General features: G+C 43.2%; 27 protein-coding genes. 17 read left to right on the top strand and 10 right to left on the bottom strand.

The features are described from left to right. Positions 1-3 precede the first annotated feature (3 nt). The gene (locus J7I83_RS06900) at positions 4-282 is read left to right on the top strand and encodes a UPF0223 family protein (protein ID WP_215099952.1); all 279 of its coding nucleotides are present in this window, start codon (positions 4-6) and stop codon (positions 280-282) included. Between the two features lie 21 nt (positions 283-303). Here J7I83_RS06900 and J7I83_RS06895 read toward each other — a convergent pair whose 3' ends face one another. Next, positions 304-945, bottom strand: a complete 642-nt coding sequence (locus J7I83_RS06895) for a YktB family protein (protein WP_215099951.1) — start codon at positions 943-945, stop codon at positions 304-306. 171 nt (positions 946-1,116) lie between these two features. Between J7I83_RS06895 and J7I83_RS06890 the strand changes: the two genes are divergently transcribed. Then, positions 1,117-1,311: a hypothetical protein gene (locus J7I83_RS06890; protein WP_215099950.1), complete on the top strand. Its 195-nt coding sequence runs from the start codon at positions 1,117-1,119 to the stop codon at positions 1,309-1,311. An 86-nt stretch (positions 1,312-1,397) separates the two neighbouring features. Then, the gene (locus J7I83_RS06885) at positions 1,398-2,189 is read left to right on the top strand and encodes an inositol monophosphatase family protein (protein ID WP_215099949.1); all 792 of its coding nucleotides are present in this window, start codon (positions 1,398-1,400) and stop codon (positions 2,187-2,189) included. A gap of 34 nt (positions 2,190-2,223) precedes the next feature. Here J7I83_RS06885 and J7I83_RS06880 read toward each other — a convergent pair whose 3' ends face one another. Then, positions 2,224-2,421, bottom strand: coding sequence for a YlaF family protein (locus J7I83_RS06880; RefSeq protein ID WP_251047496.1), 198 nt, complete (start codon positions 2,419-2,421; stop codon positions 2,224-2,226). A gap of 111 nt (positions 2,422-2,532) precedes the next feature. Here J7I83_RS06880 and typA point away from each other — a divergent pair, with 111 nt between their 5' ends. Together typA and J7I83_RS06870 are read left to right on the top strand one after the other, a co-directional pair. After that, the gene (gene typA, locus J7I83_RS06875) at positions 2,533-4,380 is read left to right on the top strand and encodes a translational GTPase TypA (RefSeq protein ID WP_215099948.1); all 1,848 of its coding nucleotides are present in this window, start codon (positions 2,533-2,535) and stop codon (positions 4,378-4,380) included. A 24-nt stretch (positions 4,381-4,404) separates the two neighbouring features. Then, positions 4,405-4,734 carry a YlaH-like family protein gene (locus J7I83_RS06870; RefSeq protein WP_215099947.1) on the top strand — a complete coding sequence of 110 codons (330 nt, stop codon included), beginning with the start codon at positions 4,405-4,407 and terminating at the stop codon, positions 4,732-4,734. On the opposite strand, the gene J7I83_RS06865 is transcribed toward J7I83_RS06870, so the two are convergent. Genes J7I83_RS06865 through J7I83_RS06855 form a run of 3 tightly spaced genes read right to left on the bottom strand, consistent with a single transcriptional unit; the run spans position 4,728 to position 5,899 of the window. Next, a complete protein-coding gene (locus J7I83_RS06865) occupies positions 4,728-5,177 on the bottom strand; it encodes a hypothetical protein (RefSeq protein WP_215099946.1) in 450 nt (149 codons plus the stop codon). The two genes, J7I83_RS06870 and J7I83_RS06865, sit on opposite strands and share 7 nt — an antisense overlap. After that, positions 5,177-5,380 (bottom strand): YlaI family protein, encoded by a 204-nt coding sequence (locus J7I83_RS06860; RefSeq protein WP_215099945.1) that lies wholly within the window; start codon positions 5,378-5,380, stop codon positions 5,177-5,179. Before J7I83_RS06860 ends, J7I83_RS06865 begins: the two co-directional genes overlap by 1 nt. A gap of 12 nt (positions 5,381-5,392) precedes the next feature. Then, entirely contained in the window at positions 5,393-5,899 is a 507-nt protein-coding gene (locus J7I83_RS06855; RefSeq protein ID WP_215099944.1) for a peptidyl-prolyl cis-trans isomerase, read from the bottom strand. A 169-nt stretch (positions 5,900-6,068) separates the two neighbouring features. Between J7I83_RS06855 and J7I83_RS06850 the strand changes: the two genes are divergently transcribed. From J7I83_RS06850 to pyc, 3 genes are all read left to right on the top strand, one after another. Next, positions 6,069-6,350, top strand: a complete 282-nt coding sequence (locus J7I83_RS06850; protein ID WP_058384833.1) for an Fpa/YlaN family protein — start codon at positions 6,069-6,071, stop codon at positions 6,348-6,350. A gap of 73 nt (positions 6,351-6,423) precedes the next feature. Beyond that, positions 6,424-7,590 carry an FtsW/RodA/SpoVE family cell cycle protein gene (locus tag J7I83_RS06845; RefSeq protein WP_215099943.1) on the top strand — a complete coding sequence of 389 codons (1,167 nt, stop codon included), beginning with the start codon at positions 6,424-6,426 and terminating at the stop codon, positions 7,588-7,590. A 15-nt stretch (positions 7,591-7,605) separates the two neighbouring features. Further along, complete coding sequence (pyc, locus tag J7I83_RS06840; RefSeq protein WP_215099942.1) at positions 7,606-11,046, top strand: pyruvate carboxylase; 3,441 nt, start codon at positions 7,606-7,608, stop codon at positions 11,044-11,046. Between the two features lie 32 nt (positions 11,047-11,078). On the opposite strand, the gene J7I83_RS06835 is transcribed toward pyc, so the two are convergent. Further along, entirely contained in the window at positions 11,079-11,996 is a 918-nt protein-coding gene (locus J7I83_RS06835; protein ID WP_215099941.1) for a COX15/CtaA family protein, read from the bottom strand. Positions 11,997-12,343: 347 nt separating this feature from the next. Between J7I83_RS06835 and cyoE the strand changes: the two genes are divergently transcribed. From cyoE to J7I83_RS06800, 7 genes are all read left to right on the top strand, one after another. Beyond that, the gene (cyoE, locus tag J7I83_RS06830) at positions 12,344-13,261 is read left to right on the top strand and encodes a heme o synthase (protein WP_215099940.1); all 918 of its coding nucleotides are present in this window, start codon (positions 12,344-12,346) and stop codon (positions 13,259-13,261) included. Between the two features lie 49 nt (positions 13,262-13,310). Next, positions 13,311-14,408 (top strand): cytochrome c oxidase subunit II, encoded by a 1,098-nt coding sequence (gene coxB / locus J7I83_RS06825; RefSeq protein ID WP_215099939.1) that lies wholly within the window; start codon positions 13,311-13,313, stop codon positions 14,406-14,408. Between the two features lie 31 nt (positions 14,409-14,439). After that, positions 14,440-16,323 (top strand): cytochrome c oxidase subunit I, encoded by a 1,884-nt coding sequence (locus J7I83_RS06820; RefSeq protein WP_215099938.1) that lies wholly within the window; start codon positions 14,440-14,442, stop codon positions 16,321-16,323. Next, positions 16,313-16,939, top strand: coding sequence for a cytochrome (ubi)quinol oxidase subunit III (locus J7I83_RS06815; RefSeq protein ID WP_215099937.1), 627 nt, complete (start codon positions 16,313-16,315; stop codon positions 16,937-16,939). The genes J7I83_RS06820 and J7I83_RS06815 overlap by 11 nt, the downstream gene beginning before the upstream one ends. Further along, positions 16,939-17,271, top strand: a complete 333-nt coding sequence (ctaF, locus tag J7I83_RS06810; protein WP_215099936.1) for a cytochrome c oxidase subunit IVB — start codon at positions 16,939-16,941, stop codon at positions 17,269-17,271. The genes J7I83_RS06815 and ctaF overlap by 1 nt, the downstream gene beginning before the upstream one ends. 250 nt (positions 17,272-17,521) lie before the next feature. Next, positions 17,522-18,445: a cytochrome c oxidase assembly factor CtaG gene (ctaG, locus tag J7I83_RS06805; RefSeq protein WP_215099935.1), complete on the top strand. Its 924-nt coding sequence runs from the start codon at positions 17,522-17,524 to the stop codon at positions 18,443-18,445. 25 nt (positions 18,446-18,470) lie between these two features. Then, positions 18,471-18,932 carry a DUF420 domain-containing protein gene (locus tag J7I83_RS06800; protein ID WP_215099934.1) on the top strand — a complete coding sequence of 154 codons (462 nt, stop codon included), beginning with the start codon at positions 18,471-18,473 and terminating at the stop codon, positions 18,930-18,932. 87 nt (positions 18,933-19,019) lie between these two features. Here J7I83_RS06800 and ytvI read toward each other — a convergent pair whose 3' ends face one another. Beyond that, positions 19,020-20,075 (bottom strand): sporulation integral membrane protein YtvI, encoded by a 1,056-nt coding sequence (ytvI, locus tag J7I83_RS06795; protein WP_215099933.1) that lies wholly within the window; start codon positions 20,073-20,075, stop codon positions 19,020-19,022. Positions 20,076-20,155: 80 nt separating this feature from the next. After that, positions 20,156-20,521 (bottom strand): YugN family protein, encoded by a 366-nt coding sequence (locus J7I83_RS06790; protein ID WP_215099932.1) that lies wholly within the window; start codon positions 20,519-20,521, stop codon positions 20,156-20,158. Positions 20,522-20,665: 144 nt separating this feature from the next. Here J7I83_RS06790 and J7I83_RS06785 point away from each other — a divergent pair, with 144 nt between their 5' ends. Continuing rightward, entirely contained in the window at positions 20,666-21,727 is a 1,062-nt protein-coding gene (locus J7I83_RS06785) for a CAP domain-containing protein (protein WP_215099931.1), read from the top strand. A 6-nt stretch (positions 21,728-21,733) separates the two neighbouring features. Here the strand turns inward: J7I83_RS06785 and J7I83_RS06780 are convergent, their stop codons facing one another. After that, complete coding sequence (locus J7I83_RS06780; protein WP_215099930.1) at positions 21,734-22,216, bottom strand: PaaI family thioesterase; 483 nt, start codon at positions 22,214-22,216, stop codon at positions 21,734-21,736. Between the two features lie 75 nt (positions 22,217-22,291). Between J7I83_RS06780 and J7I83_RS06775 the strand changes: the two genes are divergently transcribed. Further along, on the top strand, positions 22,292-22,738 hold the full coding sequence (locus J7I83_RS06775; protein ID WP_215099929.1) for a YlbF/YmcA family competence regulator: 447 nt from the start codon (positions 22,292-22,294) through the stop codon (positions 22,736-22,738). 65 nt (positions 22,739-22,803) lie between these two features. Here the strand turns inward: J7I83_RS06775 and J7I83_RS06770 are convergent, their stop codons facing one another. Further along, positions 22,804-23,712, bottom strand: a complete 909-nt coding sequence (locus J7I83_RS06770; RefSeq protein WP_215099928.1) for a glycerophosphodiester phosphodiesterase family protein — start codon at positions 23,710-23,712, stop codon at positions 22,804-22,806. Positions 23,713-23,855: the final 143 nt, after the last annotated feature.

Here is a 23,855-nt window from a genome sequence, read left to right as displayed (position 1 = left end):
AGGATGGATTATTCCTATCCATTTTCAATTGAATGGTCAACAGAAGAAATCATTGATGTCGTAAGTTTTTTCGAGGGCATTGAACTGGCTTATGAAAAAGGCATCAACAGAGAGGATCTGCTGACGCGTTACCGCAAATTCAAGCAGGTAGTTCCTGCGATATCGGAAGAAAAAACTTATTTCCGTGAATTTGAGGAAGAAAGCGGCTATGCCAGTTTCCCGGTTATAAAAGAAATGAAAGCAGGGAATGGCAGCGAAGTCATCAAGATAAAAAAGAAGTGACAGCAAAAAGAACCTGCAGCCTCAGCGGCTGACAGGTTCTTTTATTGGTTGAAGCAAGGCATTATAGACAGGAAGCAGGGCCTCGAAGGTTTCTCCGGCAAATTGGAGAAACTGCTCTTTATTTAAAGAAGCGGCCTGTTCTTTTGTTAAATGGCGGCCGATCACAAATTCGCCTTTTTTAACATCGCGCAGACGGATCAGCAATTTTTCAATTCCTTCATCACCCAATTGGATCAAGGTATCAGACTGCGGCTTCATATGGTCTCCGGAAGCGACAAAGTCATCCGGAAGAAGATCCAATACATCCGAATGCATCAGGTTTTCAGCCATCGCCGGTTTATTCGGCGCTTCATAAATCACCGCAAGGATGACGAATACATGGCTTCCCCACATGCCGATTTGAAAATGGGGAACGGCTTTATATCCTCTTTTGTAAGGGGCGAATGCCACCCAGCTGTCGTTTGGTGGATTGACGGTTCTTCGCATGTGCTTGGCGACATGAGGGAAAAACTCATCTCCGGTGGTTCCGGAGAAGAACGATGAGAACTCAGTGCCAAGCTCTTCGAACTTCGGGCGGATATATTTTTTTAATGCAGCCATCCTGGCATCCAGTCCTGGGGTATTGAAAACTTCAAAATCCTGTTCATTCCAATAAGATTTCAAGTAAATATCCTCCTTATAATTAGGTAATCAGGTTTCATTTTAACGAAGTTCGGGAAAAAAGAATATAAATACGATTCTGCCAATGGATTTCATTTGAATAAGGTGGTATTATAATAATAGTAACAAGACTAGTCAGAATTTTCGGAGTATGATGAGAAAGGGGTGCTCATTATGAAACAGATGATTCAGATAATCCGCAAAGCGGATGTAGAGAAGGAATATGTACACGTGCTGAAACTGGAACTGGACTATGAACTTGCTTCATTGTTTGATGCAATGCAGCAGAAAGACGAACATCAAATGTCAAAAAGCAAGCAACGGCTTCAAGAGATTCACGTAGAACTGGAGGCCCTCCATGCGCTCTAATCCATCTATACATTAAAGGCATCTGCTGAAGTAAGACAGCGGATGCCTTTTTCGTTATACTGGAACAAATGAGGAGGGATACATACATGGATTTGCATGCTATGGACAAATACATAAAATCGCTGATCAAAGAAGCGGGACATCGGATCCGCAATTCATTTTTGTCTGACATCACCATTGAGTCGAAATCGAATGCCAATGATCTGGTGACGAATATCGACAAGGAAATTGAACAGTTTTTCATCGGACGTATCCGCAGAGATTTCCCGGGCCACCGAATTTTCGGAGAAGAAGGCTTTGGAGATGATATCCAAAGTTCGGAAGGCGTTATCTGGCTGCTCGACCCGATTGATGGCACTATGAATTTTGTTCACCAAAAACGGAATTTCGCTATTTCACTGGGCATCTATGAAGATGGGGTCGGCAAGCTAGGCTATATCTACGATGTCGTCAATGATGATTTATATCACGGCGCAAAAGACGGTGGCGCATACTACAACGATGAGCAGCTGCGGCCTCTTATGGAAACGGTGATAACCGAATCAATCGTAGCCATGAATGCCACTTGGGCGGTGCCGAATCGTTATCTTGACCATGAAGCGACTATCCAGTTGATTCGTGATGTCCGGGGAATGCGTTCTTACGGTTCCGCCGCACTCGAACTCGCTTATTTGGCAAGTGGACGTGTTGATGCCTATATCTCTATGAGGTTGTCGCCATGGGATATTGCAGGCGGCATGGTCATTGCGCAGGAAGTAGGCGCAGTAACGACGAATTTCAAGGGCGATCCGGCAAATTTGCTGAAACAGGATACGTTCATCGCTGCCAATCCGGCCATTCACAAGGAGCTGTTAAAAAAATATATCAAAATCAAGTAAAAAAAGATGCGGATTTCCGCATCTTTTTTTATACTTATAGTAAGCCGGCTTCCCGCATTTCTTTTTTCTTTTTGAAACCCATGCCCATGATCAGAATCAGCATCAAGATCGCTGCCAATATCCCCAGTACACTGCGCAGGCCAACAGCTAAGCCGATTCCGACCATCGCCAATATTGCTGCCAGGGAATACAAAACAAAGATCCATTTCGTATTTTTAATTAAGCTTTTCAATCGATTATCCTCCTGTAGCTTACTGCCTGAAATAAAATCTTAGGGTTTTACACCTATATGTGCTATACTAGCACAGTTATAGGCATGAAAAAAGAATATTGGAGTGAAAATATGACTAACTTACGTAACGACTTAAGAAACATTGCAATTATTGCCCACGTTGACCATGGTAAAACAACTTTGGTGGATCAGCTTCTACAACAATCTGGAATTTTCCGTTCAAACGAACATCACGAAGAACGTGCGATGGATTCTAACGATATAGAGAGAGAACGTGGAATTACGATTCTTGCAAAAAACACTGCTATCGAGTACAAAGATGCAAAAATCAACATTTTAGATACTCCTGGACACGCCGATTTTGGCGGAGAAGTTGAACGTATCATGAAAATGGTTGACGGTGTTCTACTAGTAGTAGACGCTTATGAAGGCTGTATGCCACAAACACGATTCGTTTTGAAAAAAGCTCTCGAGCAAAACTTGAAACCAATTGTAGTTGTCAACAAAATTGACCGCGACTTTGCACGTCCTGAAGAAGTAGTTGATGAAGTTATCGAATTGTTCATTGAACTTGAAGCAAATGACGAGCAATTGGAATTCCCTGTTATCTTTGCATCAGCTATGAATGGTACAGCAAGCCTTTCTGCTGATCCTGCGGACCAAGAAGAAACTATGCAGGTTCTTTATGAAGCGATTTTGGAACATGTACCAGCGCCAATCGATAACAGAGATGAGCCACTTCAATTCCAGGTTGCTCTTCTTGATTACAATGACTATGTTGGACGTATCGGTATCGGCCGCGTATTCCGCGGAACGATCGAAGTTGGACAATCGGTTTCTTTAATGAAGCTTGACGGTTCTTTCAAAAACTTCCGAGTCACAAAAATTCATGGTTTCATGGGACTTAAACGCGTTGAAATCCAAAAAGCTGAAGCTGGCGACTTGATTGCCATTTCGGGTATGGAAGATATCAACGTAGGGGAAACGGTTTGTCCTGCAGATCATCAGGAAGCATTGCCGATCCTGCGCATCGATGAGCCGACTTTGCAAATGACTTTCCTTGTCAACAACAGCCCATTTGCAGGTAAAGAAGGTAAATGGATCACTTCAAGAAAAATTCAGGAACGTTTGGATGCTCAGTTACAGACTGATGTATCATTGCGTGTAGATCCTACAGATTCACCTGATGCATGGGTTGTTTCTGGACGCGGAGAATTGCATTTGTCGATCTTGATCGAAAACATGCGCCGTGAAGGATTTGAAATTCAAGTTTCAAAACCTGAAGTTATTGTACGTATGGTCGACGGAGTTCGCTGTGAACCAGTAGAACGCGTTCAAGTGGACGTGCCTGAAGAATATACAGGAAATATCATCGAGTCATTGGGTGAACGTAAAGGCGAAATGTTGGATATGATAAACAACGGCAGCGGACAAGTCCGTCTGGTGTTTAACGTACCGGCTCGTGGATTGATCGGTTACACAACCGAATTCCTGACACATACTCGCGGATACGGAATCATCAACCATACATTCGACAGCTACCAGCCAGTTGCTTCTGGTCGTGTGGGTGGACGTCGACAAGGTGTATTGGTTTCTATGGAGCGCGGAAAAGTTTCAACTTACGGCTTGATGGGAATCGAAGACCGCGGAACTTCATTTGTTGAAGTCGGCGCGGAAATCTACGAAGGCATGATCGTCGGAGAACACAACCGCGACAGCGATTTGACAGTTAACATCGTAAAAATCAAAGCTGCAACAAACATCCGTTCAGCTAACAAAGACCAAACAACAACAATGAAAAAAGCACGTTTGATGAGTCTTGAAGAAGCACTTGAATACTTGAATGATGATGAGTTTTGTGAAATTACACCACAAACGATTCGTTTGCGCAAAAAAATTCTTGATAAAGCTGAACGTGAACGTATGGCTAAGAAAAAGAAAGTTGCCATCGAAGAATAAGTGAATTGGAAGGATGTATAGCCCGTGGACGATCAAGCTTTTGTCTATGAAAATATGTATCCGGTAGCCCGAATTCTATACCAGAGTCTGCCGAGTTATGAAATGGCGGGATACGCATTGTTTGCGGTAATTTTTCTGCTTTCGGCATTCGTTTATAAATTAGGGTTTGCTAAAAAATTACCAATCGGTAAAAATGTATTAATTGGCTTGTTTCTGGCAGTCGGGGGATTGGGGCTTACATTTCTTGCCTTTTTCCTGCCGGTTGTGGAAGGGCTCGTTATTGCAGCGCTCATACTGATTCTCTATAAAATCCGCCTATGGCGCGAAAAACGCGAAAACGCTGTATCTCATTGAGATACAGCGTTTTTGCGTTCAAAGGTTTTGTATAGGATCGGCAATAATAAAGCGTATGTCAAATGGGCAAAGATCCAATACAGAAATGCTCCCCAATCCGTGGCTGACGGCACGTCGGCTTCTACAGCAAGCCAAGACAACAGAAAATAGAGGAATGGAAAAGGTGCGGACATAAGTAAACTGATGATCACCAATTGGCCAAACGAATAGTTGCGCCGTTTCGCGATAAAAACAAATACCACACCGATGATCAGCGCAATGATCATATGGAAAATGAATTCTGTAATCTCGGACCATTGCACATCTCCGATCACCGGAATAAAATCAACGTTCAATAGGAGGGTATATACTTGTTCGCCAGTGACGGACTGAATCCATTTCAGTAAAAGCCCTAAAATCAACCCACTCCAGAAACCAATCCAGATGCCTTTTAAGACCTTCATCAGAAGTCATCCTCGATGCTGCGCGAACTGCGGTAAAAGCGGAAAGAACCGGTTGCTAAGCGCTCTTTGGTTCTTTTGGTGATGCGGTCATGGCATTCATTGCACATGTGGGTGTGGATGGGTCTGTTGCGCAGGCGTTTAGCCTGAAGAGTATCATCCACTAATTCTTCAATTTTATCGCAGATTACGCATTGTACACGCATGCTGAATCACTCCTATTCGACTCGGATGGCTTGGATATCAGTAATCGGATTTTCCTGATTGGAACCATCTGGAAGAAGAACATGGACAGGGCCATTTTCTTTCAGTGGCTTGCCGTGGTCGCTGAACTTGAAGATTAATTGTTTGGCGTGTTCAATCGGAAAATCGAACTCTCCGTGTGCTGTTTCAAAAACAACATGTTTTGCATGTTCATAAGGTTCTGCGTTCAGCAAGAAGGGCTTGAACAGAATGCCGAAAGTTCCTGTCAGCATCTCTTTCTTTTCTTTGCTCTTATAAGTTTTCTCTGAATTCAAGGTCGGCGGCACAGTACTGCCTTCCATGATTTCACGTGACCAGTGTTCGCCCATTCCGCGTTTGTAATCTTCTAGCTCATCTTTTTCGATCCGCTCTTCTTGGAAATATGTTTCCAGATTCAATTTGCGGTCGTCAAAAATCCATACGGTTGGATCCAATATCAGTTTAAATTTTACTTCACCTTTAAAAGGTATGATAAATTCCATGGTAAACCCTCCATTTAAGATAGTCACTCTTTTAACAGTATACCTTTTTATGTCAAGTTCCCAAAGGGATTCGTCTCTTTCAGTATAGAGGCTTGCATTTTCCCTTCTTAAAAGATACACTTTAAACAGGAAAATAGAGAAGAAAACTCATATTAATGGGGGAGTCCTCATGGAACATACAGAAGAACAAACATACCATTTAAAGGCTTTAGAACTCCTTAAGGCCGACGCAGAAAAAATTGAGCAGTTAATCAAGGTGCAAATGGATCATTTGACATTGCCATCTTGTCCTTTATATGAAGAGGTGCTTGACACCCAAATGTTCGGTCTTTCACGTGAAATCGATTTTGCGGTTAAACTGGGGCTCATCGAACGCGAGGCTGGAAAAAATTTAATGGATACGCTGGAAAAGAAACTTTCCATCCTGCACGAAGCGTATACAAATAAATGATCTAAAACTCAAACGATTTCTGTTTGAGTTTTTTTACTAATCCATCATCCATCAAATTAAAAGAGGTATAAAAATGAAATCTTACATCACGAAATACGCAAAGTTCTTCGACTACCCTTTATTTTTCACTTACTTGGCCTTAACGTTATTCGGCTTGATCATGATTTACAGTTCAAGCATGGCTTGGTCTGTCAATTACTACGGCTCAGAACCAGATCGATTTTACATACAGCAATTAATAAATTTGGCAATTGCGTTTCCTGTCTTCGCAGTTGCGGCGGTTTTTCCGTATAAGCATTTTAAAAAGCGATGGATGATGGTAACGATCCTGGCAGTGATCTTTGCAGGTTTGATTGCTGTCCACTTTGTCGGATTTGCAGCCGGAGGCGCCAAAAGCTGGATCAGCCTCGGCTTTGCCAATGTACAGCCTTCTGAAGTGGCAAAAGTCGGTATAATCCTTTATTTAGCTGGTGTTTTTTCCAACAAATACAATAACGGGACAATCAATAAATTGAATGAATCCATCATACCACCGGTCATTATTTTGACGCTGGTTCTGTTTTCCGTATTTCTTGAACCGGATCTTGGCTCTATGCTGATCATCGGTGCAGTCGGTTTGTCCGTCATGTCAGCCAGCGGCGTCCGTCTTAAGCCATTTATCCGGCTTGCCGGCGTTTTTGTGGCAGCAGCATCGATCATTATCGTGCCTTTTGTCATTTTTGCGGGCGACATGATTTTTACTGAAAAGCGTCTTGGCCGCTTGGATGCCTTTTTTAATCCTTTTTCGGACGAATTGGGATTCGGTTTTCAGATCGTTAACGGCTATCTGGCAATCGGTTCCGGCGGATTGAGCGGACTTGGGCTCGGGCAGTCTATTCAGAAGCTCGGTTATCTGCCTGAACCCCATACCGATTTCATCATGTCGGTCATTGCTGAGGAGCTTGGCGTGTTTGGAGTCGTATTTGTTCTTGGCGGTTTAGGATTTATCGTATTGCGGGGGCTTTGGATTGCCATGACCACCCATGATCCGCTGGCCAGAATGCTTGCAGCGGGTGTTGCCAGCATGATCGGAATTCAATCTTTTGTGAATTTAGGCGGCCTGACCGGCATTATTCCATTGACTGGAGTCACACTTCCTTTTATCAGCTATGGCGGAACCTCGGTAATTTTGTTATCTTTAGCTATGGGAGTATTAATGAATGTTTCCATGTTCAATAAATACGAAAAAACGAAAAAGTAAAGGGTGTGCTGTGGTGTGAAGGAGATTAACAAAATCTTGGTGGCCAACCGCGGAGAAATCGCTATTCGGGTTTTCCGCGCTTGTACAGAACTGAAAATTCAAACAGTGGCAATTTACTCACAGGAAGACAGTGGTTCATATCACCGTTACAAAGCGGATGAATCCTATCTCGTGGGCAAAGGGAAAAAACCGATCGATGCTTACTTGGACATTGAAGACATTATCCGCATCGCGAAAGATTCCAATGTGGATGCTATCCATCCTGGATATGGATTTTTGTCTGAAAACGTTCATTTTGCGAGACGTTGTGAAGAAGAAGACATTGTCTTTATCGGTCCGACTTCGCAGCATTTGGATATGTTCGGGGATAAAGTTAAAGCGCGTACGCAGGCAATTGCTGCGGGGATCCCAGTCATTCCAGGCACAGACGGTCCTGTAGAGTCGTTGCAGGAAGTTGAAGAGTTCAGCAAAAAAGCAGGATTTCCGTTAATGATCAAAGCTTCTCTTGGTGGTGGAGGACGAGGAATGCGAATCGTCAAATCACATGAAGAACTAGCATCTTCCTATGAACGAGCTAAGTCTGAGGCAAAAGCGGCTTTTGGTTCCGACGAAATGTATGTCGAAAAATTTGTCGATAAGCCAAAGCACATCGAAGTCCAGATTCTGGGCGATTCAGAAGGCAATGTTATTCACCTCTATGAAAGAGATTGTTCGATTCAGCGCCGTCACCAAAAAGTCGTGGAAATCGCACCTTCCAACTCAATCAGCAACGAATTGCGCAATGAAATTTGTGATGCCGCCGTCAAATTGATGAAAAACATTAACTACATAAATGCGGGCACAGTCGAATTTCTTGTCGCAAACGACGAATTTTACTTTATCGAAGTAAATCCACGTATCCAGGTGGAACATACGATTACAGAAATGATCACTGGAATTGATATTGTCCACGCGCAGATCCATATTGCCAGAGGACATATGATACACAGTGAGGAAATAGGTATTCCAAAGCAGGATAAAATTCCATTATTCGGCTATGCCATCCAATCACGTGTAACGACCGAAGACCCATTGAATGATTTCATGCCGGATGCCGGTAAATTGATGGTTTACCGCTCAGGCGGCGGGTTTGGCGTACGTCTTGATGCAGGCAACGGCTTCCAGGGTGCGGTCATTTCACCTTATTATGATTCACTTCTGGTTAAAGTCTCCACTTGGGCAGTAACATTCAAAGAAGCAGCTGCTAAAATGGACCGCAACTTGCAGGAATTCCGGATTCGCGGAATCAAAACCAATATCCCTTTCCTGGAAAATGTTGTTAAACATGAAAACTTCATTAAAGGCGACTTTGATACCAGCTTTATCGACACGACTCCGGAATTATTCATCTTCCCGGTGCGTCAAGATCGCGGGACAAAGTTACTCAGCTATATTGGCAATGTAACAATCAACGGCTTTCCGGGCATCGAAAAGAAAAAGAAACCGATCTTCGCAGCTCCGCGGAAACCGGAAGTGGACTTGCTGGCTCCGGCGCCAAGCGGCACGAAGCAAATTTTTGACCTGCAAGGCGCTGAAGGATTGACTAAATGGATTCACGAGCAGAAAGATGTCTTAATAACGGACACTACTTTCCGTGATGCGCATCAATCGCTATTGGCTACGCGCGTCCGTTCACATGATCTGTTCGAGATCGCCAAGGAAACGGCGCGTCTGCAAAACGATCTGTTTTCATTGGAAATGTGGGGAGGCGCCACTTTTGACGTATCCTACCGATTCCTGAAAGAAGATCCATGGGAACGCCTTATTAAGCTCCGTGAGGAAATTCCGAATGTTTTGTTCCAAATGCTGTTCCGTGGCGCCAATGCCGTCGGATACAAAAATTATCCGGATAATGTCATTCGTGAGTTTGTTCGAAAATCGGGAGACGCAGGAATCGATGTATTCCGCATCTTTGACAGCCTGAACTGGATCAAAGGAATGGAAGTCGCGATTGATGAAGTTCGCCAATCCGGTAAAATCGCAGAAGCGGCGATTTGCTACACTGGGGATATTTTAGACCCAAGCCGTGACAAATATACGGTTCAGTATTACAAAGAGATGGCAAAAGAATTGGAAGCGGCAGGTGCCCATATCCTGGCAATCAAAGATATGGCCGGTCTTTTGAAGCCGGAAGCGGCCTACCGTTTAGTGTCCGAATTAAAAGATACGGTTTCGCTGCCGATTCACCTTCACACACATGATACAAGCGGCAACGGCATCTATCTCTACTCGAAAGCTATCGAAGCTGGTGTGGACATTGTGGATACGGCTCTTGGATCCATGGCAGGGCTGACATCACAACCAAGCGCCAACTCACTTTATTACGCGACAAGCGGCAGTGGGCGTCAAGTCAGAGCAGATGTCAACGGACTCGAAAAAATGTCCCATTACTGGGAAGATGTCCGCAAATACTATGGCGACTTTGAAAGCGGTATGAACAGCCCGCATTCAGAAGTGTATGTACATGAAATGCCAGGCGGACAATACAGCAATCTCCAGCAGCAGGCAAAAGCGGTAGGGCTAGGCATGCGATGGGAAGAAGTCAAAGCTATGTATTCACGCGTCAACTTATTGTTCGGAGATGTGGTGAAAGTGACGCCTTCCTCTAAAGTTGTAGGAGATATGGCCTTATTCATGGTGCAAAATGAGCTGAATGAAGAAACTGTTATATCCCGCGGGAAAACGATCGATTTCCCAGAATCAGTCATTGAATTTTTTGAAGGCTATATCGGCCAGCCGCATGGCGGATTCCCGAAGGAGCTTCAGAAAGTCATCTTGAAAGAGCGCGAGCCGATTACAGTTCGCCCAGGAGAACTTCTGGAGCCTGCAGACTTCGATGAAATCCAAAAGACTTTGTTTGATAAGCTGGGCCGCCCTGTTACAAGCCACGAGATTTTGGCCCATGCGCTTTATCCGAAAGTATTTGAAGAATATACAACAACCAATATCCAGTTTGGAAAAGTTTCTGTGCTCGACACCTTGACATTCCTATATGGAATGAGATTGGGCGAGGAAATCGAAGTGGAAATTGAAAAAGGCAAAACACTGATGATTAAACTGGTCTCAATTGGCGAGCCGCAAAAAGACGGTACGCGCATCATTTATTTTGAATTGAATGGCCAGCCTCGTGAAGTCAGCATTCAGGATATGACGGTGGAAGCGGACAGCACAGCCAAACCAAAAGCAAATCCAACAAATGAAAGCCATATTGCGGCAACTATGCCCGGCACTGTATTAAAGGTGCTTACGGAAAAAGGGGTCAAAGTGAAACGCGGTGATCATTTGCTGGTGACCGAAGCGATGAAGATGGAGACGACGGTCCAAGCTCCATTTGATGGAACAGTCCAGGACATCCATGTAGTTGCCAATGATGGTATTTCTACAGGTGACCTTTTGATCGAAATGGAGAAAAAATAAAAAATGGCTGGCGCATCTGCGCCAGCCATTTTTTATGAAGTTTTTTTGATTCGGCTGCGTGAAACAAGCAGCACCATATAACATAACAAACCGAAAAGCATGGAAATTAAGAGCGAGTGAAGAAGCGCGATAAACAAGTTCAATTTTGTCAGAACGACCAACATTCCGGTCGTTGCCTGGAGAAGGACGATAATGAAAGCGATGGTCCATCCCCAGTAGATAACACGCTGGTCTTTGTATTGCTTAATAGCATGCCAGGCAATATACCCCAGCCATATTACAATCAAGCCAGCCGCAGCACGGTGTCCCATTTGAACCCATTCATACATATTGTCCGGTAATGCGAACTCTTCGTTTCGGCACAGCGGCCAATCTGAACAAATCAGACTGGACTCGGTGTGGCGGACCAAAGCGCCGGTATAAACTACAATATAGGAGTACAAAGTGACGCCTAAAGTATGGAAGCGCAACTTTTTGCCGATCCGTAAACGTTCTGTATCAAACTTCCGGTCCACTTCGAAAATCAGCAGGGTCAGCAGCAATATGGAAGCGAAAGACAGGAGGGAAATTCCAAAATGAAGAGCAAGGATAAAATCACCTTGTCCCCATAGTACCTGTGCTGCTCCAATCAATGCCTGAAGAACTAAAAAGAAAACGGCCATGATCGCCAAAAATTTTGTTTCTCGTACATGTCCAAATTTTCTCCATGCCCAAATTGCCAGGATGACAATTAGTATGCCGACAACTCCAGTGACAAGGCGGTGGGAAAATTCAATCAGTACTTCAGCTGTAATATTATCGGGAATCAGCTTACCATTGCAATCCGGCCAATTTCGGCCACAGCCCAAACCGCTGTCGGTCTTAGTAACCAGGGCACCACCCAAAAGAATCAATAACATGCCTATGGTAGACGCAACGGCCAACCATTTAATATATCTATTTTGCTTCAAAATACCACCTACTTTTTCTATAGAAAACTTTTCAATGTCTATCTACCTGCATACTCGATAATAGCGAATGTTTCTCCAAAACACAACGAGAAATCAGCAATAGTGGAAAATTTCAAGATTTGGACATATATAAATCGTGATTCACAAACTGTTCAAAAACTATTGATTTTCTATCTTAAAATAGTGTGAAAGTTGATGTATGATTAGAGATGGATATTTGTGAGACCAATTACGTGTAAATCATCTCTTTTATCAGGAAATTTCAGTTATATGTAGAAAAGTGACTGGATTTTAGATATAGTTATGGTTAGCGGAATATGCTTACAACTTTGAAAGGAGGGACTTATATGTCAAACGGTCGGGCAATGTCTGCAGAGACAAATGATGCACCGGAAGCGACTACATTTCTGAAAGACTTTCTGGCACTTATAAAAATTGGAATCGTAAATTCTAATTTGATTACCGTCTTCACAGGTTTGTGGCTCGCCTTCCAGTTTTCTGACAGGCATTTTCTGAATGAACTGGATATTCTTGTCTACACTATTGTCGGTTCAGCACTGATCATTGCGGGTTCTGCAGCTATGAATAACTACATTGACACGGATATAGACCCTTTGATGGAAAGTAAAAAAACGCGTCCGACAGTGACAGGAAGATTCAAGCCATCAGCTGTATTGGCACTAGCTGTTTCTTTCATCGTTATAGGCGAATTATTTCTGTTTTCCGCTTCTGTATCTGCAGGGGTATTTGGAATTGCCGGAGTTTTGGCTTATGTCGTCCTATACTCTATGTGGTCAAAAAGACGCCATGTCAGCAATACGATTGTGGGGAGCATCTCTGGTGCAATTCCGCCACTTATTGGATGGGCTGCTGTGGAACCGACACTCGGTATGGGTGCTTGGGCATTATTTTTGATCATGTTCATTTGGCAGCCACCGCATTTCTATGCGTTGGCTATGAAACGGACAGAAGAGTATCGGGCAGCGAACATTCCTATGCTGCCGGTAATTAAAGGTTTTCACCGAACAAAAAAATCGATGCTTGCATGGGTTGTAATGCTTTTCCCTCTCCCATTCCTATTAATGGAACTTGGGACAGGCTTCATCATCTTAGCGACACTTTTGAATATCGGCTGGCTTGTATTAGCCATTCGTGGATTTAAAGTAGCGGATGACTTGAAATGGGCGAAGACAATGTTTATTTATTCATTGAACTATATGACCATCTTATTTGTCTCAATGATCATTTTTGCTGTCTTCATCTAACGACCATTTCTAAAAAGAAACTATTTAAATGAGAGGGGTATGAAAAGCTATGATGAAAGGAATTAAAAAGTGGCGGCTTTTCGCATTGATGGCCACATTATTGGTTTTTCTTGCGGGATGTGGACGCGAAGAAATTTCGACCTTAATACCAGCGGGCGAAGTTGCACAAGATCAATTTAATCTATTGATCTTATCATCCATCATTATGCTATTTGTAATCATTGTTGTATCGATTATTTTCGTTTTAGCAATCGTTAAGTTCCGCCGTTCTAAAATGGGGGAAGACATGATTCCTGAGCAAGTTGAAGGAAGTGCAAGATTAGAGTTTTTATGGACAGCTGTTCCGATTGTTCTCCTATTGATTCTTGCTGTTCCAACAGTTTACTCAACATTCGATTTGGCTGACGTTTCCACAATGGACGTCCAGGCAGAAGATGGCACTTCATCTAATCTTACAGTCAATGTAACCGCAAAACTTTACTGGTGGGAATTTGAATACCCAGAACAGGGAATTGTAACTTCACAGGAACTGGTCGTACCGACCGATGAACGCGTTTACTTTAACCTGATTTCTGCGGACATCAAACACTCATTCTGGATTCCATCTATTGGCGGTAAATTGGACGTCAACCCTGAAAACGTCAATACCTTCTATCTAACATTCGACCAGCAGTCATCAGAACTTGAAGATGGCGTATTTTATGGTAAATGTGCTGAACTTTGTGGGCCTTCTCACGCATTGATGGATTTCAAAGTGAAATCTGTGGACCGCGAAGAATTTGACCAATGGGTAACTGCAATGCAATCAGAAGAACCTGCTGCTGTCGAAGGCGACCTTGCACTACAAGGTGAAGAATTATTCGGAGCAGATGGTTTGAGCTGTATCGCTTGCCACGCAACTTCAGGTGTTGGCGAAGGCAACATCATGCAAGGGCCTAACATGGCTACATTCGGCGACCGCAACCGGGTTGCAGGATATTTAGAGCACAACGAAGAGAATCTTAAAAACTGGATTGCAGATCCACAGGAATACAAGCCAGGCAACTTGATGCCAGCGGCAGCTTCATTGAATAATGGAGAAGAATTAACTGAACAAGAACTCGATGCTCTTGCAGCCTATTTAATGGGCTTAACAGTTGAAGAGTAGTAATAAAGCTTAAAAAAGGGAGGTATACAGTGTGAGTTCTATTGCTCAAAAAAAGGGCTTCGGCGCTACGATTTGGGACTTCATGACAACGGTCGACCATAAGAAAATCGCGATCCTTTATCTCATCTCAGGTGGTTTCTTCTTCCTGGTTGGTGGTATAGAAGCGATGTTGATCCGTATCCAGCTGGCTAAAGCAGGAAATGATTTCCTAAGTGCTGGACTATATAACGAAATTATTACAATGCACGGTACTACCATGATTTTCTTGGCGTCAATGCCACTATTACTGGCTTTCATGAACGCCATTATGCCTTTGCAAATCGGCGCGCGTGATGTAGCTTTCCCATTCTTGAACTCACTTGGTTTCTGGTTATTTTTCTTTGGTGGTATTTTCTTGAACCTTTCTTGGTTCATGGGAGGCGCACCGGATGCAGGTTGGACGAACTATGCTTCGTTGGCGCTTGCATCAGAAGGACACGGAATTGACTTCTATACACTGGGATTGACGATATCCGGTTTTGGTACGTTGATCGCAGGGATTAACTTCCTGGTTACGATTATCAATATGCGTGCTCCGGGTATGACGTATATGAGAATGCCATTGTTCACTTGGACAACTTTTGTTGCTTCCGCATTGATCTTATTGGCATTCCCACCGCTTACAGTCGGTCTTTTCTTTATGATCTTCGACCGTTTGTTCAACTCAAGTTTCTTTGTAGTTGAAATGGGCGGTAACACGATTATCTGGGAGCATTTATTCTGGATCTTCGGCCACCCTGAGGTTTACATCTTGATTTTGCCGGCTTTCGGTATTTTCTCCGAAATCTTTGCAATCTTCTCCCGTAAACGCCTTTTCGGATACACGGCACTTGTTTTTGCTACGATCCTGATCGGTTTCTACGGATTCATGGTATGGGCTCACCATATGTTCACGGTCGGCTTAGGACCAACAGCTAATGCTGTCTTCGCCTTGGCGACAATGATCATCGCTGTCCCAACCGGAATCAAGATCTTTAACTGGCTATTAACAATTTGGGGAGGAAGCATTTCCTTCACAGTTCCAATGATTTACGCTGTAGCGTTTATTCCTTCATTCGTAGCGGGTGGGGTTACAGGAGTTATGCAAGCAATCGCGCCATTGGATTATCAGCTGCATGATTCTTACTTTATCGTAGCCCACTTCCACTATGTTATTGTCGGTGGTGTTGTACTGGGGATCCTCGCAGGTACACATTTATACTGGCCAAAAATGTTCGGAACAATGCTTAGTGAAAAACTTGGGAAGTGGACTTTCTGGTTCTTCTTCATCGGATTCCACTTAACATTCTTCATCCAGCATTTCTTAGGCTTGATGGGTATGCCTCGCCGTGTTTACACGTTCGGAGCAGACCAGGGCTGGGATTTGTTTAATGCAATCAGTTCAGCGGGCGCTGTATTCATGGCGATCGGCGTTATCATTCTTCTAGTCAATGTTGTGATGACTACGATTAAAAACGAGCGCGTCGGCAATGACCCATGGGGCGATGGCCGTACATTAGAATGGGCAATCCCATCTCCACCGCCATTCTATAACTTTGCTCAAACTCCATTAGTTCGTGGTCTTGATACATTCTGGATCGAAAAAATGGATGGCAACAAAAAAGGAATGATTTTCGCTGAACCTCTCGGCGATATCCATATGCCGAACAATTCAATCATTCCTTTCGTAATTTCACTTGGAATGTTCATCGCTTCATTCGGAGCTTTGTACTTCCTAGATGGTGACAAGCCTTGGGCATTGGCAGTCTTGATCATCGGCCTGTTGATCACATTTGGTTCAATGCTCGTCCGTTCGTTGAAAGATGATCTAGGCTTCTATATTACAAAAGAAGAATTACTGGAAGACGCGAAGGGAGGCAAAACCGATGGACATTAATCAAAAGTACACTCCTCAATCTTGGCCGGATCATCCTGAAACGGCTACGATGGAAGGTAAAAATAAGTTTATTGGTTTCTGGTTGCTTCTTGCTGCGGAGACAGTAACGTTTGCTACACTTTTCGCAACTTACCTTGCATTAAAAGATAAAGGGCCAAGCGGCATGGAATTTTCTGCCGCTGGACTTTTTGAACTGCCGCTGGTCTTTGCGATGACAATGATTCTTTTGACATCTTCATTGACGAGTGTCTATGCTATGTACCATATGAAAAACCATAATTTCAAAGCGATGCAGGCCTGGTTGGGTATTACAGTCCTTCTTGGCGCAACGTTCCTTGGATTGGAGATCTATGAGTTTAACCATTATCTCCATTTAGGATTTGGATTTACGAATAGTGCTTTCAGTTCTGCATTTTATGTTTTGGTCGGAACACATGGTGCCCACGTTCTATTCGGTCTTAGCTGGTTTATCGCCTTAATGCTTCGCAATGCTAAACGTGGGTTGAATATGTACAATGCACCTAAATTCTATCTTGCTTCGTTATACTGGCATTTTATTGACGTCGTATGGGTATTCATCTTTACTGTCGTCTATTTGATGGGAGTGATCGGATAATGGCACACGATACACATATTCATGTTAGAACGCAGTCAGAATTCGAATACGCGAAGAAAAAAAGAGCAGATGAAATGAAAGGCCACTTAGCGACTTTCGCAATAATGATCTTCTTAACATTAATTGCTTTTACAATGGTTGCTGCTGGGTTCTCAACTTATCTGATTGTCCCGATTATTCTTTTAATGGCGGGCATTCAAGTTATTCTTCAACTTTACTATTTCATGCACTTGAGCGGTAAAGGACACGGCATGGTCGCGTTCTTTCTGTTCTGTGGAATATTCGTAGCCTTCATCACAGTTCTTGCTTTAGTAACAATTGTTTGGTGGTAAGCTCATTTTAAACCCCCTTGCCTTTCGAGGTAAGGGGGTTTTCTGTGGTCAACGGGGTTTTTGTAAGCTGAAGACCAAAAAGTCTTAGAGCGCAGTGTGAAGAGAATTTTGGCTATGCTTGTAATCGAGAGCAAGTAGAGGAGTCAAATCGTACATTGACGCATTTTGTATTGTTCATAGTTCGTTCATTGATATAGTTTGCATGCCACTATATAATGAGGATACTTAAGAAAAAAGGAGGTCCCATTACATGCCAATCAGTATTTTCGGGTTTCAAGCTTTGTGGAGTCCCGTTTACTTAGCAGTCCTCGTTTTTGTGACGATTCTATATTTTTTGGCCACTACCAAATGGCGTGGAAAGTTTAAAGGAAATCAGCCGCTTAGCATGAGAGAAGCTGCACTTTTTGTATCAGGCATCGTCCTGCTTTATATTATCAAAGGCTCACCCATGGATTTATATGGTCATATCCTGTTTACAATGCATATGGTTCAGATGGCCTTATTGCTGCTGCTGATTCCGCCTTTGTTAATCATGGGGATACCTACTTATATCTGGAGAGCGTTTATTAGTCTGCCAGTAATCAAACCTCTGTTTAACTTTTTGACTAAACCGATGTTGGCATTGATCTTGTTCGGAATGGTCTTTTCGTTCTATCACATTCCGATGGTTTTTGATTTCGTTAAACAGGATGTATGGATTCATGGAGCTGTGAATGTTGTTTTGTTCACCTCTGCCATATTTTACTGGTGGCCGGTTGTCAATAACCTGGAAGGCATGCATAAGTTTCACGGGTTGAGTAAACTGGCGTATTTATTTGGATTGAGCGTCTTAATGACACCCGCATGCGCATTGATCATCTTCAGTGGCACTCCTTTTTATGCGACTTATACTGATGGAGAGGCTTGGCTCCAGGCAATGGCGTTGTGTGTGCCTGCCGGGACACTGTCGCAATTGAATTTATCGGGTCCTGAGCTATTCTCTACGATGTCAGCGATTGAAGATCAGCGTACGGGTGGAATCACAATGAAAGTACTTCAGGAACTCGTATTTACTGTATTCCTATGGCTTGTATTCTACGAATGGCTGCGTAATGAAACAGAACAGGCAGATGAGATTACAGCAAAAGTTTTAAAGGATCGCGAAGATATGGCTTATCACAGACATAATGCTTAATGAAGCATAAAGGAGAATAACTTAAATGAATTTGCCGCTATTGCCGACTATCAGTACATTTTTTATCGTATTAAGCGCAATTTTGGTAGCGATTGGCTGGAACTTGATCCTTCGCCGCAAAATTGAAGCGCATAAGAAAGTGATGGTGGGAGCGGGTGCTGCGGCACTGACTTTCTTCATCATTTACATGTCCCGTACCATATTCGTCGGAAATACCGCTTTTGGCGGGCCCGATGAATTAAAAATCTTTTATACGGTGTTCTTAATTTTCCATATTACGTTAGCAACAACAGGCGGCGTTATGGGCTTGATCACCATGTATTGGGGATGGAAAAATCAGCTGGCAAAACACCGTAAAATCGGACCGATTACCAGTGTTGTCTGGTTTTCAACGGCGATAACAGGTGTAATGGTTTATTTGCTGCTTTATGTATTTTATGAAGGCGGCCACACAACTTCAGTATTCAAAGCCATTTTAGGCGGATAAAAAAAGGAACCCTCGCTGGGTTCCTTTTTTTTACGATTAGTAGGACGAACCAAGGCATTGGTTTGTCCTACTAATCTTAGTATGTTTTTATACTTTAAAATCAACTTTTATCATGCCGGCTTCACGTGCTGATGTAAAGAGGATGACAATTAGCGGTCCAACAAAGAAGCCAAGGAAACCGATAAGCTGCAGTCCGATGAACATCGCAATTAAAGTCGCTAATGGAGAAAGTCCGATTTGCGTGCCCATGACTTTCGGTTCCACTGTCCGTCGGATGATCAGCAACACCAATGCCAAGATAGCCAATTGTGTTCCTTGAACAATATCTCCAGTAATAAATTGGTAAATGAACCAGGGCGTTAAAACGATAATCGATCCCAAAATAGGAATAAAATCAATCAGCCATATAAGCAGTGACATGACGATGGCATACTCAGGCGTAATAAATGCCAGAGAAACCAGTGAAACGACAAAAATGATGCAGCTCACAAGTAATTGTGCTTTTAAGAAACCGAAAATTACTTTGTTCAATCGTGCAAACATGAAACGGACTTTTTCCGCTGTGGAATCTTTTAAACGTTTGAATAGCATGATTTTCAAATCGGGCAAATCCAGCATGAATAAGAATAAGGCGATGAGAAACACGATAAAACTGACGAGAAAAGAAGGAATGCCAGTCAACAGGTTGGATACAGTATCGTAATTGACGATCGTCAACACCCAATTGCGTATTCCTTCCATAAAGCCTGCCAGTTCGGTTTCAAATGAAGAAACCACTTCGACTGGCATGTCTTCTGTCGAACGGAAAAAGAACCGTTGAAATTCATCCCACATTATGGATAAGGAGTTAGTGTATTCGGGTACCATTTTTGAAAATTGGATAATCTGGCCAACTAACTGTGTAATGATCCAGTAGAGAAGACTGGAAACAACTACCAGAAAAAGGATGAAAACCGATATGACCGAAGATTTTCTATGCCATTTAAACCTTTTATGTATAAAATTCACAAGTGGTTCCAAAAAAATAGCAGTGATCAAAGCGATGATCAACGGAATGGACACTGGCAGTATGTAAATTGAAATTAAAATCAGAGCCGCTAGGACAACCGCGATTGTTACAGTTTTTTTCGTCAACCACTTCACTAGTTAAATCCTCCTTATGAAGTTGAAATATTCAATAGCGTTTAAAAAAACCGCAGTTCAATTGCTGAACTGCGGGATTTTTATACGTTGATCTCGAAAGCCTGAACATCCTTTTTGATGGAGTCCAGTATTCCGATACAAGTTTTGATCAAATGTTCCGGAAATTCTTCATCTTCACCGTATTCAATACCATGCGGATAGTAATGCTTGCCAAGTACTGGCTTCAAAATGCGCATAGTCGCATCGTTTGAATCAACATCTCCGTCAGTAGCATAAGCGAATACGCGCAAATAATAAGTGCCTTCGCGAATGATGAATTTGCGGTCATAAGTGACGCGCTCGTAATCCCACTGACCTTCTTTAGTCATGCCATGTTTGTTCATCATGCTTTCCAGTAATGAGATATCTACGTGAATGTTTTCAAGTCCTGTATTTTCAAAATACATAGGATCTTTCCTCCTCTATAACAAAAAAGACTAAATGCTTCTTTAATAATAGATCATATTTTGGGATGTTGCAATGGCTAGATTGTGTCAGTGTAGAGGCGGCTGTTATAATAATGAAGATATAATAGTAAAGGGGCTGTTCGATTGAAAGACTTGCTGAGAATAATGATTTTTCTATCGATAGTTCTAATCGGTTTATTTTATTTGGATCCTTCAATAAATGAGAATGACGTTCTGGAAGCACCGCGGACAGTAGATCCTTTGCCAAGAGAAAACATTACAGATGAGTCTTTGGATATCGCCCGTCCTTCCACGGGGATTTCAAGCTATGTAGGCGAGTCCAGCGATAAATGGGTCGAACAGTATGGAGAACCAGACCGGAAGGACCCCTCGGCCTATGGATACGAGTGGTGGGTCTATAACGCCAGCTATTCCCACTTCGTCATGACAGGGGTAAAAGACGGTAAGGTGGTTCAGGTCTATACTGCCGGGTCTGCAGTGGATGCGACTCCTTACAAGGTAGGTCAGAATCTGGATGAATTATATCGCTTTACCATACTCGAGAACGAAGTGACGGTTAAATACGGGACGAATATTTATACGTTTAATGTCACTGCAGAGGACATGGACAAACGCATCCTGGTAAAATTTGATGGCGTTTACGCCCAGCTGTATATTGACTCAAAAGATCGGGCTTTAGAGGCTATCCGTTTCATGGACGCAGAAACCTTAATTCGCCACCAGCCATACGATTTCATGTATTCTGGTGAATTATTGCCGGTGCAGACGCCATCCTCTAAACTGCAACAATCAATAGACGAAGCAAATGCTGAACAAACAATCGATTTGGTAAATGTCTACCGGCTGCATCATCAAACAAAGCCTGTGGCTGTCAATCCGCTGGCAACGATGGTTGCGAAAAAAAATAGTGAGGACATGGCAAAGCAGAATTTCTCTTCTGAAGAGATGGAGATCAAAGACTTGCATGGCCGGCTGCAAGAGGCCAATATCGTTTTCGAACAGGCAGCTGTTAATACAGCCACCCGCTATTATGACGCGGCCGAGACCGTGCACGGCTGGATCAACTCAGATGCCCACCGCAATACGCTGCTCAGCGGTGAACACAACCAAACTGGAGTCGGGGTATTCGGAAAATATTATACTCAGATTTTTCTCGAAAAAGAACCTGCTGCTGTAAAGCAATAGCAGGTTTTATTTTTTGGGAATGATAAAAAAAGATCCAGTAGCGGTTGCTATATGCTTTCCGTTTTGTTGGAAGATGTTTCCTTCAAGCACCAATGTGTGCCTGCCCTTGCGGATGATGTGAGCCTGTGCGCTTATGTTGTCTTCATCCGCCACAGCCAGGTAATGGATTGTCAAGTTCGTCGTAACAGCACTGAATCCAGGCGGGCATTTCCGGTTGGCTAGAGTGCCCATTGCTGTATCGAGGAGAACGGCAAGAATTCCACCATGCGGGATACCCACGTTATTATGGATAAAAGCGGTATTTGGTATGGTGACAACAGACGATTGGTCGTCTGTGACACGTGTCATGTTCAGACCGGCACTCAAATAAGTAGTGAATTCACCCTGCTGTTTTTTCTCGAAATTAGTCAGGTAATCGGATAAAATTTTGATGTCTTCAGTACTGCTGTTTTCTAAAATACGGGCAAATTGATCGGTTAGTGGAGTCATGCTGACAATCCTTTCCTGTCTATAGTGAAATACAATAATATCTGCTATGATTAAAGTTCAAAGGAGGAACATGCTATGATTATGACCTATGAATGGGCTGAAATAACGGATTTTGCAGACGAACTAAGCCAAATGATCCTACAATCAGAGCAAGCTGACCTTTACCGGGAAGCTTATAACTCTGTCTATGACGATAAAAATCTTGCGGATGAAATCCATGCCTTCGCCAGATTAAAAGAACAATATGAAGAAGTACAACGTTTTGGCAAATATCATCCGGAATACTCGCGGGTGATGAAGCAGATCCGTGTAGACAAACGGCGATTGGATCTCAATGAAAAAGTTGGGGATCTGCGGTTGGCTGAAAACGAGCTGCAGGATCTGATGGATCAGGTAAGCTTCATCATTGGAAGATCTGTTTCAGAGGCAGTGAAAATCCCATCCTCCAATCCGTTTTTCTCATCGGAATCTTCCTGTGGGACAAGCTGCGGTACAGGCGGTGGCTGTTCTTGTTCAGCATAACTGTATAACAACAAATAGTTCCATAAAAAAAGTGCAACGCTTGCGTTGCACTTTTTTTATATAGGTTATTCTTCCAGTTCTGAAATGAATGACACGGCAAGGTCAGGGCGGTCGGTGATGATGCCTTTTGCTCCTGCACCTATTAATATGTGCATAGCCTCTGGTTCATCGATGATCCAATAATGTACCGGTATATTTAAATTCTCCAGGAATGCAATAAAGCGGGGAGAATCCAACCGGAACACGGATGATTTGACGGGGATCTGGAAAACATCCGCACGCGGCTGATACAAATGGCCAAATTGGCTGTTGTAGGACGCATAGGCTTTTCTGACCTCGTTTTCACCTGCACCGATAGCGACACGGTTTTGTGCATACAAATTGAAACGGTCGATTTGTTCATCGTAGAAAGAAGTCACGGCCACCCGGTCCTTTACCCCGAGTGAATCGATCAGACGCCATAGCTTTGAAGGCACTAAGCTGCCTTCGTATGTTTCAGGGTCATCCTTAATATCGATATTGATATACATCTGCGGGAATTTTTCAATCAGTTCACGGAGCAGCACGACACGTTCATTTTTGCCGCGGTATGAATGCTGTCCGTCTAAATCGATGAAATGATAGCCAAGGTCAAATGCTTTTAACTGGGCAAGGGACATATCCGCCACTCTGCCTGCACCATCTGTCGTGCGATCGACGAATTCGTCGTGAAAAACAAGGATTTCTTCATCTTTAGTCATCCGAATGTCAATTTCAAAACCGTGGACTCCCAGGTCAGCTGAGCGGTTAAACGCTGCTAAGGTATTTTCCGGTGCCAATTTGGCGCCGCCGCGGTGTGCAAGGACGATTGGGCGTTCATAATTCAATACTTCTTTGGCAGGGCGCTGCACTGGATTCGCCAAAGCTTTAGAGCCTGCCCAAGCGGCTGCCCCAACAGCAACGGCCGCTAAGCTGATTTTTGTCTTTTTTCCCATACTTTGTATTACCTCCCTGGAATTCTGTAATAAAAACAGTATAGCGAATTGAGTACTGCACTGTCAGTTTATCCTGCTTTACCGGTCAGTAAAATCCTCACTTCTGCAAGTGGGGAGATCCACTGACAGTTAAAGTCCAATTA

It is taken from the genome of Planococcus sp. ISL-110, assembly GCF_018613575.1.
Lineage (GTDB): Bacteria > Bacillota > Bacilli > Bacillales_A > Planococcaceae > Planococcus.
Note: the sequence above shows the minus strand (reverse complement) of the source record. Positions and strands in the feature narration are given on the sequence as shown.

Bases quoted from the DNA above. Each gene is read 5' to 3' on its own strand.
- J7I83_RS06900 (WP_215099952.1), top strand. From the start codon at position 4: ATGGATTATTCCTATCCATTTTCAATTGAATGGTCAACAGAAGAAATC.
- J7I83_RS06890 (WP_215099950.1), top strand. From the start codon at position 1,117: ATGAAACAGATGATTCAGATAATCCGCAAAGCGGATGTAGAGAAGGAA.
- J7I83_RS06885 (WP_215099949.1), top strand. From the start codon at position 1,398: ATGGATTTGCATGCTATGGACAAATACATAAAATCGCTGATCAAAGAA.
- typA (WP_215099948.1), top strand. From the start codon at position 2,533: ATGACTAACTTACGTAACGACTTAAGAAACATTGCAATTATTGCCCAC.
- J7I83_RS06865 (WP_215099946.1), bottom strand. From the start codon at position 5,177: ATGAAGGTCTTAAAAGGCATCTGGATTGGTTTCTGGAGTGGGTTGATT.
- J7I83_RS06860 (WP_215099945.1), bottom strand. From the start codon at position 5,380: ATGCGTGTACAATGCGTAATCTGCGATAAAATTGAAGAATTAGTGGAT.
- J7I83_RS06855 (WP_215099944.1), bottom strand. From the start codon at position 5,899: ATGGAATTTATCATACCTTTTAAAGGTGAAGTAAAATTTAAACTGATA.
- J7I83_RS06850 (WP_058384833.1), top strand. From the start codon at position 6,069: ATGGAACATACAGAAGAACAAACATACCATTTAAAGGCTTTAGAACTC.
- J7I83_RS06845 (WP_215099943.1), top strand. From the start codon at position 6,424: ATGAAATCTTACATCACGAAATACGCAAAGTTCTTCGACTACCCTTTA.
- cyoE (WP_215099940.1), top strand. From the start codon at position 12,344: ATGTCAAACGGTCGGGCAATGTCTGCAGAGACAAATGATGCACCGGAA.
- coxB (WP_215099939.1), top strand. From the start codon at position 13,311: ATGATGAAAGGAATTAAAAAGTGGCGGCTTTTCGCATTGATGGCCACA.
- J7I83_RS06815 (WP_215099937.1), top strand. From the start codon at position 16,313: ATGGACATTAATCAAAAGTACACTCCTCAATCTTGGCCGGATCATCCT.
- ctaF (WP_215099936.1), top strand. From the start codon at position 16,939: ATGGCACACGATACACATATTCATGTTAGAACGCAGTCAGAATTCGAA.
- ctaG (WP_215099935.1), top strand. From the start codon at position 17,522: ATGCCAATCAGTATTTTCGGGTTTCAAGCTTTGTGGAGTCCCGTTTAC.
- J7I83_RS06800 (WP_215099934.1), top strand. From the start codon at position 18,471: ATGAATTTGCCGCTATTGCCGACTATCAGTACATTTTTTATCGTATTA.
- J7I83_RS06790 (WP_215099932.1), bottom strand. From the start codon at position 20,521: ATGTATTTTGAAAATACAGGACTTGAAAACATTCACGTAGATATCTCA.
- J7I83_RS06780 (WP_215099930.1), bottom strand. From the start codon at position 22,216: ATGACTCCACTAACCGATCAATTTGCCCGTATTTTAGAAAACAGCAGT.
- J7I83_RS06775 (WP_215099929.1), top strand. From the start codon at position 22,292: ATGATTATGACCTATGAATGGGCTGAAATAACGGATTTTGCAGACGAA.
- J7I83_RS06770 (WP_215099928.1), bottom strand. From the start codon at position 23,712: ATGGGAAAAAAGACAAAAATCAGCTTAGCGGCCGTTGCTGTTGGGGCA.